Genomic DNA, 11,281 nt, shown 5'->3' with positions numbered 1-11,281 from the left:
GATCGCAGGCCGGGCAGGGCGAGTGCCCGCCGGTAAGGCTTCATGTTCACGTGGGTCCGTACCTCCGGCGACATCCTCAACCGGCGGCGGCCCCTTGGCCAACGAATTAGCGGCTCATGCGGCCCTGATCACAGGCTGCCCGTGCATGATCACCCCGGCGCCCTCCATCGCGCGCAGGGCCACGTCGGTGGTCGCCGGGGCGACGGCGGCGGTCAACTCGAGCAGCACGGTGGTGGCGAAACCCTCCCGGGCGGCGTCCAGCGCGGTCGCCCGCACGCAGTGGTCCGTGGCGATGCCGACCAGGTCGACCCGGTCCACGCCGTGCCGGCGCAGCCAGTCGGCCAGGCACTCGCCGTCGTCGGCATGCCCCTCGAAACCGGAGTACGCCGCCGCGTGCTCGCCCTTGTGGAAGATCGCCTCGATCCGGGCGGTGTCCAGTTCGCTGTGGAACTCCGAACCGCTGGTGCCGACCACGCAGTGCCGGGGCCAGGACTCCACGAAGTCCGGCGGATCGCCGAAGTGGGCACCCGGGTCGACGTGGTAGTCCTTGGTGGCGACCACGTGCGTCCACCGGTCCGGCTCGGCGGCGAGGAGCCGGGAGATCCCGGCGGCCACCCCGGCCCCACCGGCGACGGCCAGCGAGCCGCCCTCGCAGAAGTCGTTCTGCACGTCCACGATGATCAGCGCGTTGGCCATCAGGGGTTCCCCTTCGAGATCGGATCGGCGGAAGGCTCAACCAGCGGGTACGACGGTGACCGGCACGGCCGGGTCGCCGGCCGAGAGCTTCAGCCCCTCCCACGGGATGGAGATCAGGCACTCCCGCAGGTGCTCCCGCGACTCGTCGAGCGTCGGCAGCGGCACCGGCTCCCCGGCGACCACGAACGACTGCTGGAGCAGGCGGTCGTTGGGCTGCCGGTCCGGAACGCCCTGCGGGACGATGATCTCCTCGGTGGCGGTGCCGGTCGGCTTGGGCCGGCGGCCCGCGCCCTACCGCCCTCCGATCGGCGCCTTGGGCTCGGCGCGCTGCACCACCGGCCGTCCCTCGACCTCGACCAGCTTGTACACCAACCCGGCGGTCGGTGCCCCGGAACCGGTGACCACGGCCGTGCCGGCGCCGTACATGTCGACCGGCTCGGCGGCCAGCGCGGCGATCGCGTACTCGTCCAGGTCACCCGAAACGATGATCTTGGTTTCGGTGGCGCCCAACGAGTCGAGCAGCTCCCGGGACTGCTGAGCGATCACCGCGAGGTCGCCGGAGTCGATGCGTACCGCCCGCAGCTCCGGCCCGGCCACCGCAATCGCGTTGCGGATGCCCTGGCTGATGTCGTACGTGTCGACCAGCAGCGTGGTGTCCTTGCCCAGCGTGGCGACCTGCGAGGCGAACGCCGCCCGCTCGTCGTCGTGCAGCAGGGTGAAGGCGTGCGCCGCCGTGCCCGCCGTCGGAATACCGTAGAGCGCACCGGCGGCGAGGTTGGACGTGAACCGGAAACCGGCCAGGTACGCCGCCCGCGCCGCGGCCACCGCCGCCTCCTCGTGCGCCCGGCGCGACCCCATCTCGATGAGCGCCCGGCCGCGCGCCGCGGTCACCATCCGCGCCGCCGCGGCGGCCACCGCACTGTCGTGGTTGAGCACGGACAGCACCAGCGTCTCCAGCACCACACACTCGGCGAAACCGCCGGAGACGGTGAGGATCGGTGAACCGGGGAAGAACAGCTCGCCCTCGGCGTAGCCGTCGACGTCCCCGCTGAAGCGGTAGTCGGTGAGCCAGGCCGCCGCCATCTCGTCGACCACCCCGGTCCGCAGCAGGAACTCCACCTCGCTGGGATCGAACCGGAAGTCGCGGATCAGCTCGATCAGTCGGGCCGTCCCGGCGACCACGCCGTACCGGCGGCCACTGGGCAACCGGCGGCTGAACACCTCGAAGACACACCGGCGGTCGGCGGTGCCGTCCTTCAGGGCCGCGCTGACCATCGTCAGCTCGTAGTGGTCGGTCAGCAGCGCGGGGCGGTGGATGCTCACCGCCCCAGCCTAAGGTTCAGCCCGCGTCGCCGCCGTCGTGGCCCGGGATCGACCGTAACGCCGCCCACAGCTCGGCCCGGCTGGTCACGCCGAGCTTGGCGTAGATCCGCTGGAGGTGGTTCTCCACAGTGCGCGCCGACAGGTAGAGCCGTTCGGCGATGGCCCGGCTGGCCGCACCGTGCGCGGCGAGGCGAGCCACCTGCCACTCCCGCTCGGTGAGCACCGGCGCGCCGGCCTGGAGCGCCGGCGTCCGGATCAGGTCGCAGCGCCCGAGCAACCCGGCGAGACGCTCCCGGGCGTCGTTGGCCGCCGCCGACTGCCGCCGGCGCAGCCGCTGAACGGCCTGGGAGGTGGCCTCGGCCGCGTACACGGTCAACTCCAGCGCGGCGTAGTCGTCGGCGACCGCGAGCAGATCAGCGGGGGAGTCGGTCACCGCGGCGCGGGCGTGCCGGGCCAACAGCGGCGGCAACACCCCGTCGACCCGCTCGGAGAGCTCGGCGAGGCGCTGCGCGACGGTGCGCCGACCACCGTCGGAACAGGTGGGCCCGACCGCCATGCCTGCCTGATCCAGTCGAACCAGGTCGTGCAGAACGTGCACCTCGTGCCCGGCGAAGCCGTCCGAGCGCAGCCGATCCACCAGGTCGCCGAGGTGCTTGATCGCGCCCGGCAGGTCGCCACCGGCGGCAAGCGACGCGCCCCGGGCCTGCTCCAGCCACGGGTAGAGCACCGCCATTCCCGGCGCGTGGGTGCGGTCGGCCTCGGCCATCGCCGCAGCCGCCTGCACGGCGTCGCCGCGCAGCGCCGCCGACTGGGCGCGTTCGGCCTGGGCCAGACCGGCGTAGACCCGACTCGTGGCCAGCACCGCACAGGCACTCAGGGAGGTCCGCATGGCGGCGCCGCTCTGCCCGCGCAGCCGGAACGCGTACGCCTGAAGGATTGCCAGGTATCCGGTGCCGAGGCGGAAGTCACCCTCCCCGGCGAGGTCGGCGAACTCGTCGGCGACGATCGCGTCGATTCCGGTCAGGTCGCCGGTGAGCATGAGCCGGGTGCCGCGGGCCAACTCCAGGGCCAGTTGGAGGTACGGCATGTCGGTGCGCCAGTTGGCCGCTGCCGAGTGCACCTGGGCGATCGCCGTACCGCTGCGGGTCAGCTCGCCCTGTGCGGCCTGGACGTACGCGATCGTGGAACGGGCCAGCTCGCGGGCGGCGACGCCGGCCGCCGGCCGGTCCAGGACACGTTGGCTGAGCCGCACCGCGGCGGCGGTGTCCAGCCGGTGCAGGCGCATGATCGCCTCGAAGGCGTGCACCCGGGCCCGGTCGGCGGAGTCGCTGAGCTGCTCGACCCGGTCGGCGATCTCCTCCACCGTGGACTCCTGGCTCAACCCCCAGTAGCTGACCATGCCGCGCACTGTCAGCCAGCGGCAGAGCCGTCGCTCGTCACCGGGCTCCGGGGGCACCGCGTCGAGGACGTCGATCGCCTCGCCGGGCCGGTCGGCGAACATCAGGATGGTGGCCAGCAGCTCGGCCGCGTCGGAGCCGCCGTCGGCGTTCAGCGCGGCCCGCGCCAGGCGCGTCGCCAGCGGCACGTCGTAGCGGGTGAACGCCTGTACGGCGGCCTCCAGCAGCAGGGCCGGGTCCTGTGCGGTGCCCGAGTCGAGTCGCCAGACGGCCACCCGCAGCAGGTCGTCGCGGCGGCGCTTGCCGACCTGCTCGATCAGCTCCGCGAGGTGTGCCTGAAGCCGGCGGGTGCGGCTGACCGGACAGCGCCGGCGCATCACCTCGCCGTAGAGCGGGTGGGCCAGCCGGACGTTGGTGCGCCGGTCGTGCTGGTCCACGGTGATCAGCCCGCGCTCCTCGGCGGTCTCCACGTCCTTCTGATCGGCGGCCTGCTTGAGTAGTTGCAGGCCGAGCGGTTCGCCGAACGCGACAAGCTCGACCACCGCGCGGACGCCGTCGGTGAGCTTTCCGACCCGGGTGTCGATGAGGTCGGTCAGGTTCGGCGCCAGCTCCAACCGCCCGGTCCACTTCCAGATCCCGTACGTCTGCTTCAGCTCGGCGCTGCCGTTGGCGGCGTGCACCAGCTCACGCAGCAGCAGCGGGTTGCCGGACGACAGTCGGCCGAGCCGGTCGGCGGAGCCGGGGTCGACCGGGCCGCCCAGGATCGCCGCCAGCAGACCAGCGGTCTCCGCCTGCGGCATCGGGGTCAGCTCCACGTGCTCGACCAGGTCGTCGGTCCAGAGCGCGCGGATCGGCAGCGGGATCTGCTCGCCGTCGCGCAGGGTGCCGACCACTGTGGCGTTCTCGGCGCGGGCGACCAGGTGCACCAGTGCGGCCGAGGGTGGGTCGAGCAGGTGGGCGTCGTCGATGGCGAGCACGATCCGTCGGCCGGCCGCCTGCTGTTGCAGCACGTTGAGCGCCCAGCGCAGGACGCCGGCGGGGGAGAGGCCCTGGGGCTGCTCGGCGGGGAGGACCTGGACCAGGCCGCCGAACGGCAGCGCCGCGGTGGTGGCGCTCGCGGCGATGGACCAGATCGCGAACCGGTCGGTGGGCAGGGCGCCCACGCCCTCGCGCAGCAACCGACTCTTGCCGATGCCAGCGCTGCCGCTGAAGAAGAGCCCCCGGCCGGCCTCACCGGTCACCGCCTCCAGCAGGCGGTTGAGCTCATCCGTGCGGCCGACGAACTCCCATCGACTCATCCGCGCAGCATATCGATCGAAATCCGTCCGCGCCCGCACCGTCACGGTGCGAAGTTGAGTAAGCGCACAATTACCGGTGAGTATTCGGGGTGTTCTGCCCGGTCGTCGGCCCGCCCGTAGTCTTCCGACATCCGGGTTGACGTACCGGAAAATTTCGCGACCGGACCTCCGACCACCTGCAACGGGAGGCACCTGATGAAGCAGGGCCCTCTCCCCTCGGTCGACTCGTCGGACGACATGACCGGCCCAACCGACCTACCCACCTGCGGCCCGCTCCCCACCCGGATCGGCGTGGCGGGCCCCGCCCCGGACGAGCCGCTCGGTGTGGTCGCCGTCGGTCCGGCCGGTGCCGAGCGGCGTGCCGTGCTCGCCACACTGCTCGGGCTCGACCCGGTCATGCTCACCGTGCCCGCCGGCAGCTGGTTGGTGGTGCGCAACGCCCAGGTGCCCACCCGGGCGGCGTTCGTGCCCGGTTACCGCCAGCCGCACTCGTACGGCGCGGACCGGGACGCCGCCGGTCCGGCGTTGGCTCGCCCGCCCCGGCGGGTCGAGCTGACAGTGCCCGAGCCGCTGCTGCGGCACTTCGCCCTGATCGACGTTCCGGACACCGCCACCCTCGGCGTCGCCGGCACCCAGGTGCTGCTCGAAGCGGCGGGCCGGGCCGGCGCGCTGCTCTTCGTGATCGCCGCCGACCAGGCTTTCACCGCCGCCGAGTTGAACCTGCTCGCCGAAGTCGCCTCGACCTCGGTGGAGGTCGTCTTCGCGGTCACCCCCGGCGCGGCGGGTTGGGCTCCGCTGGCCGACGGCACGGCGACTACGGAGGGCGCGGGGGCGTCCGTCCCGCCGGTCGGGGGTGCGCAGACCGAGGTGGACGCGGTAGCGGTGACGGTGGAGGCGCATCGGGCCGCGCTGCTGGCCGCGGTGCCGGCGTTGGCCGGCGCGCGGTGGTTCCCGGTCGACGACGCCGCCTCCGCCGCCGACCTGCGGCGGGCGCTGGTGGGTTGGGCGTCGCGTGAGGGTTTGCAGCGGGCCAGCGTCGGCCCACCGGTAGTGCCGGGCCAGCAGGGTCGCGTCGCCGTGGCCGCCGATCCGGGTGACTGGTCCGAACGGCTCGACCGTCACGCCCGCTCGTGTGCTCAGCGGATCCGCCAGCACCTCGCCCTGGAGTTGGCGAACATCCACCTGCGGGCCGTTCAGGAGATCGTGTTCGGAGTCGGCTGTGCCGGCCTGCCGGATCTGCTCGACCGGGAGATGGCGGCGTTGTCGCTGTTGGCCACCGCGCAGTGCGATCAGGCGGTGCGCGGCATCGTGACCGACGTCGCCTCCCGGGTGTTGGGCGTTCCGCCGAGCGAAGGCGTGCGACGTCGGATCGCCGCCGCTGTGCAGTACGGCCTGGCGGATCACCGGCCCGGCCAGGAGTTGGACAAGGTGCTGTTGATCACCAGTACGGCCGGGGTGGCCGAGTTGACCGGCCCGGAGGCGATCGACGCCGCCGCCAGCTATCCGGTGGCGTCCCGTGACGAGGTGCTCCCACCGGTCGCGGTGGCGCTCTCCGGCGGGTGCTGGCAGCAGTGGCGTACCCCCGGCAACGACAACCACAGCGCGGCGCGGGCCTGGTCCCAGCGGGCGGTGCGCGAGGTCGAGCTGGGGTTGTCCAGGGAGATCTCCCGACGGTTCGAGGTGATCCGCCTCTCGCTGGGCGTGGTGCTCTCCGATGCAGTTGATCACGGCATCCTGCTCGCCTGACGGCGCGCCCGCCGGTTGGCCCGGGTCCGGGCCCGACCCGGCGCTCGGCGGCGTCCAGAGCGGGTCGGGAGTGCCCGGAGTGGGTGATCCGCGCCGGGCCGGCGTTCCGGTTCCTCGGTTCCGGGAAACCGGTGGCACGATGGGGGGCATGGCGGCTCCGCAGGTTGTACCGGTCGAGACGCCGGACACTGACGAGGTGCCGGCGTCCGACCGGCAGTGGGTGACGATCGTGTGGGACGACCCGGTCAACCTGATGACGTACGTGACCTGGGTTTTCCAGAAGCTTTTCGGCTACAGCCGGGAGAGGGCCGAACAGCTGATGCTGGACGTGCACCACAAGGGGCGTGCCGTGGTCTCCACCGGTGCCCGCGAGCGGATGGAGCACGACGCGTCGCAACTGCACGCGTACGGGCTCTGGGCGACGGTGGACAGATCATGAGCATGTTCCGTCGCCAGGCCGGTCACTACGTGGCCGTCTTCGCCGTCGACGAGGTGCGGGTGCTGCGGAAGGTCGCCTCCGAGGTGGTGGGTCTGCTCACCGACGGCTTCGACCACACCGACCCGGTCGTCGGTCGGCTCTTCCCGGCGGTCTACCCGCAGGACGCTCCGGGCACCGCCGAATTTCGCCGCTACACCGAGGGCGACCTGAAGACCGCGAAGATCGATCAGGCGGGGGCGATCCTGGCCGCGTTGCCGGACGACGCCGGTGGCTAGGTGCGGCTGGACGCCGAGGCCGCCGAGGCGTGGTTGCGGGCACTGAACGACGCCCGGCTCGCGATGGGTGTCCGCCTGGAGATCAAGGACGGCACGGATCTGGGCGAGGAGTTGGACGACGCGGTCGCTGAGGACCCGGGTTCCAGCAGGGTGTTCCAGCTTTCGGTCTACGCGTATCTCGGATATCTACAGGAGTCGCTGCTCAACGCCTTGATCGACTAGGGGTGACCGGCACCACTTCGGCCTGTGCTCGACAGGCGTTAGGCTGGTGCACGTGCTGAGCATCGACCGGTCGATCATCGACGCGATCGTCGCCCACGCGCGGCGGGACCACCCCGACGAGGCGTGCGGCGTCGTCGCCGGTCCCGTCGGCAGCGACACCCCGACCCGGCACATCCCGATGGACAATGCCGCCCGCTCGATGACCTTCTACGAGTTCGACTCGATGGAGCACCTGCGCGTGTGGCGGGAGATGGACGATCGGGACGAGGAGCCCGTCGTCATCTACCACTCGCACACCGCCACCGAGGCGTACCCGTCGCGGACGGATGTCGCCTTCGCCGGTGAGCCGGGGGCGCACTACCTGCTCGTCTCGACCCGTGAGCCCGACTCGGAGGAGATCCGGTCGTTCCGGATCGTCGACGGTGTGGTCACCGAGGAGCCGGTCCGTGTCGTGGAGGCCGGCGTCGACCCGCACGCCGTGCAGTCCTACATGTTCGGGCAGAGCCCGGCGACGGTCGATTACGAGTGTTCCGGCCGCTGACCCGTCAGCGCCGCAACCGTCTCGTCCCGTCACCGTAGGCACACCCGATCGAGGAGTTCGACATCATGGCTATCGAGGTTCGCATCCCCACCATCCTGCGCAGCTACACCGGCGGCGCAAAGGTCGTCGAGGGCACCGGCGACACGCTCGCCGACCTGCTCACCGACCTGGATTCCCGGCACGGCGGTCTGCGCGGCCGGCTGATCACCGACGCGGGCACGCTGCACCGTTTCGTCAACGTCTACGTCAACGACGAGGACGTCCGTTTCCTCGGCGCGCTGGACGCGAAGCTCTCCGACGGCGACAGCGTCACCATCCTGCCGGCCGTGGCCGGCGGCGCGTTCGGCTTCGCCGCGGCGGCGGCGATCAGCTCGCACAGCGCCGCGGCGGCGGCGACCAGTTCGCACAGCGCGGCGGCCGTGGTGGCCGGCGACGCCGTCGCGGCTCGCTGAGGTCGGCCGCCATGGCGCGGTACGACAGCCTGCTCGACGCCTGCGGGGGCACGCCGCTCGTCGGTCTGCCCCGGCTCTCCCCGACGGTGCCCGACGGGGCCCCTCCGGTGCGGCTCTGGGCCAAACTGGAGGACCGCAACCCCACCGGCAGCATCAAGGACCGCGCGGCGCTGTTCATGGTCCGGGCGGCGGAGGAGTCCGGCCGACTCCGCCCGGGTGACACCATCCTCGAACCGACGAGTGGCAACACCGGCATCTCGCTGGCGATGGTGGCGAAGCTGCGCGGCTACCGGCTGGTCTGCGTGATGCCCGAGAACGTCTCCACCGAGCGGGTCCAGTTGCTCCGGATGTACGGGGCCGAGATCATCTTCTCGCCGGCGGCGGGCGGTTCCAACCAGGCGGTCGCCACCGCCAAGCAGATCGCCGCCGAGCACCCGGACTGGGTGATGCTCTACCAGTACGGCAACGAGGCGAACGCGCGGGCGCACTACGAGACGACCGGGCCGGAGCTGCTGCACGACCTGCCCAGCATCACGCACTTCGTGGCGGGGCTGGGCACCACCGGCACCCTGATGGGCACCGGGCGGTACCTGCGGGAAAAGGTCGAGGGCATTCAGGTGGTGGCCGCCGAGCCGCGCTACGGCGAGTTGGTCTACGGCCTGCGCAACATCGACGAGGGCTACGTGCCCGAGCTCTACGACGCCTCGGTGCTCTCCCGGCGGTTCTCGGTCGGCACCCGCGACGCGGTGCTGCGCACCCGCCAACTGGTGGAGGTGGAGGGCATCTTCGCCGGGTTCTCCACCGGTGCCATCCTGCACGCCGCGCTGGCGGTGGCGCACGAGGCGGTTCGCGACGGCCGGCGGGCCGACGTGGCCTTCGTGGTCTGCGACGGCGGGTGGAAGTACCTGTCCACCGGCGCGTACGGCGGCACGCTCGCCGATGCCGAGGACGCCTTGGAGGGGCAGCTCTGGGCCTGACCGATCTGGTCTGCCGACTACGGGCCGTCGACATCCGTCGACGGCCCGTTGGCTGCCCGGCGTACCGCGAGCCGGTGTCACGTTCGTGACAACTTCCGTTGGATGATTCTTGCTGCCGGGCGTGTCAGCGTAGGCTGCGCAGCGTGGCGTACGCGTCGGTAGAGATCATGGCCGGGACGATCGCCGGCACGGGTGCTACTGATAGTGACAGCGAGACCACTCGATGCGACTGACCGTCCTGGGGAGCGCCGGCAGTTTTCCTGGCCCCGAGTCGCCCTGCTCGGCCTATCTCGTCGAGGCTGACGGCTTCCGGCTCCTGGTCGACTTCGGCTCGGGCTCGCTGTCCAGCCTCCAGCGGTACGCGGGGCTGCACGCCCCGGACGCGATCCTGCTGACCCACCTGCACTGCGACCACATGTTCGACGCCGTGCTCTACGTGGTGGTGCGCCGCTACGCCCCGGACGGCCCCTACCCGGCCCTGCCGGTGTACGCGCCCGCCGGCGCCCCGGACCGGCTCAGCGCCGCGTACGGCGACGACGGTTCGGTGGAGGACGTGTACCAGTTCTACGCGCTCCAGCCGGGCACCTTCCCGATCGGCCCGTTCGCCGTCACCGTCGACCGGGTCAACCACCCCGTCGAGACGTACGGCGTGCGGCTGGAGCACGATGGCCGGTCGCTGTGCTACTCGTCGGACACCGCGCCGTGCGAGGCGCTGCTGCGGCTGGCGCAGAACGCCGACGTCTTCCTCTGCGAGGCCAGTTACCTCGACGGGATGGACAATCCACCGGATCTGCACCTCACCGGTCGGGAGGCCGGTGAGGCGGCCACCAAGGCCGCTGTGGGCCGGCTGCTGCTGACCCACCTGGTGCCCGCCTGGGGCAGCGAGGCGCACACCCTGGAGTCGGCCGCCTCCGCGTACACCGGGCCACTCGAGGTGGTCCGGCCCGGCGCCAGCTACGACGTCTGACCCGGCACGTCCGTCTCACGTTGCCGGGCCGCCCCAGGCGCGAGCCGAGGAGTTCGGCTGGCCGGCCGCTGTCGACGGGTTCCTCGGTGTGCACGGCGCCGACGTTCGCCGGGGCACCCCGAGCGCGGCGGATCACCGCACCGCATAAGGTGCAGGCATGGCGCGACCTGACGGGCGAGGGCCCTCTCAACTCCGACCGGTGACAGTGACCCGTGGCTGGAGCACCCACCCGGAGGGCTCGGTGCTCGTCGAGTTCGGTGGCACCCGGGTGCTCTGCACGGCGAGCGTCACCGAGGGCGTGCCCCGCTGGCGCAAGGGCTCCGGGCTCGGCTGGGTGACCGCCGAGTACGCGATGCTGCCCCGGGCCACCAACACCCGCTCCGACCGGGAGAGCGTCAAGGGCCGGGTCGGTGGCCGCACCCACGAGATCTCCCGGCTGATCGGCCGTAGCCTGCGGGCCAGCATCGACCTCAAGGCGCTCGGCGAGAACTCGATCGTGCTCGACTGCGACGTGCTCCAGGCCGACGGCGGCACCCGCACCGCCGCGATCACCGGCGCGTACGTCGCGTTGCACGACGCGGTGGGCTGGCTTGCCGCCCGCAAGGCGTTGGCCGGCAAGCCGGAGAAGGTGATGCACCGGTCGGTGGCCGCGGTCAGCGTGGGCATCATCGCGGGGGAGGCCCGGCTCGACCTCTGCTACGAGGAGGACGTCGCCGCCGAGGTGGACATGAACGTGGTGTGCACCGGCGCGGGCGACTTCGTCGAGGTGCAGGGCACCGGCGAGGCGGGCGTGTTCGCCCGCGACCAGCTCGACGCCCTGCTCGACCTGGCCGTCGCCGGGTGCGCCGAGTTGGCCGAAGCCCAGCGAAAGGCACTTACCTCCCCGTGAGCGCGAGGAGTGAGCTTGCGAGCCCCGCAGTCGCGAACAAAGGTGATTCAGCATGAACA

At 71.9% G+C, this 11,281-nt stretch carries 9 protein-coding genes and 2 pseudogenes; 8 read left to right on the top strand and 3 right to left on the bottom strand.

What is annotated here, in order from left to right:
* Positions 1-114: 114 nt before the first annotated feature.
* The 3 genes and pseudogenes from KBX53_RS09820 to KBX53_RS09810 form a co-directional block, all read right to left on the bottom strand.
* Positions 115-696 (bottom strand): isochorismatase family protein, encoded by a 582-nt coding sequence (locus tag KBX53_RS09820; RefSeq protein ID WP_210858734.1) that lies wholly within the window; start codon positions 694-696, stop codon positions 115-117.
* A 36-nt stretch (positions 697-732) separates the two neighbouring features.
* A pseudogene (locus tag KBX53_RS09815) lies at positions 733-2,019 on the bottom strand (nicotinate phosphoribosyltransferase).
* A 16-nt stretch (positions 2,020-2,035) separates the two neighbouring features.
* Positions 2,036-4,714, bottom strand: coding sequence for a LuxR C-terminal-related transcriptional regulator (locus KBX53_RS09810; RefSeq protein ID WP_210858732.1), 2,679 nt, complete (start codon positions 4,712-4,714; stop codon positions 2,036-2,038).
* Between the two features lie 195 nt (positions 4,715-4,909).
* On the opposite strand from KBX53_RS09810, the gene KBX53_RS09805 reads away from it, so the two are divergent.
* From KBX53_RS09805 to rph, 8 genes and pseudogenes are all read left to right on the top strand, one after another.
* Positions 4,910-6,460: a hypothetical protein gene (locus KBX53_RS09805; protein ID WP_030331278.1), complete on the top strand. Its 1,551-nt coding sequence runs from the start codon at positions 4,910-4,912 to the stop codon at positions 6,458-6,460.
* 148 nt (positions 6,461-6,608) lie between these two features.
* Positions 6,609-6,899, top strand: coding sequence for an ATP-dependent Clp protease adapter ClpS (gene clpS, locus KBX53_RS09800; RefSeq protein ID WP_030331276.1), 291 nt, complete (start codon positions 6,609-6,611; stop codon positions 6,897-6,899).
* Positions 6,896-7,396 (top strand): annotated as a pseudogene (locus KBX53_RS09795) (DUF2017 domain-containing protein). Before clpS ends, KBX53_RS09795 begins: the two are co-directional and overlap by 4 nt.
* 52 nt (positions 7,397-7,448) lie before the next feature.
* On the top strand, positions 7,449-7,937 hold the full coding sequence (locus KBX53_RS09790) for a Mov34/MPN/PAD-1 family protein (RefSeq protein WP_030331272.1): 489 nt from the start codon (positions 7,449-7,451) through the stop codon (positions 7,935-7,937).
* Positions 7,938-8,002: 65 nt separating this feature from the next.
* Positions 8,003-8,389: a MoaD family protein gene (locus KBX53_RS09785; RefSeq protein WP_210858730.1), complete on the top strand. Its 387-nt coding sequence runs from the start codon at positions 8,003-8,005 to the stop codon at positions 8,387-8,389.
* Positions 8,390-8,400: 11 nt separating this feature from the next.
* Entirely contained in the window at positions 8,401-9,366 is a 966-nt protein-coding gene (locus KBX53_RS09780; RefSeq protein WP_030331268.1) for a PLP-dependent cysteine synthase family protein, read from the top strand.
* 223 nt (positions 9,367-9,589) lie between these two features.
* Complete coding sequence (locus tag KBX53_RS09775) at positions 9,590-10,333, top strand: MBL fold metallo-hydrolase (RefSeq protein ID WP_030331266.1); 744 nt, start codon at positions 9,590-9,592, stop codon at positions 10,331-10,333.
* A gap of 157 nt (positions 10,334-10,490) precedes the next feature.
* Entirely contained in the window at positions 10,491-11,222 is a 732-nt protein-coding gene (gene rph, locus KBX53_RS09770) for a ribonuclease PH (RefSeq protein WP_030331265.1), read from the top strand.
* The last annotated feature ends 59 nt before the right edge of the window (positions 11,223-11,281 follow it).

The sequence above is a fragment of the Micromonospora sp. M51 genome, from assembly GCF_018070305.1.
Lineage (GTDB): Bacteria > Actinomycetota > Actinomycetes > Mycobacteriales > Micromonosporaceae > Micromonospora > Micromonospora parva.
The sequence above is the reverse complement of the archived record's forward strand: the minus strand, read 5'-3'. Positions and strand labels throughout refer to the sequence as shown.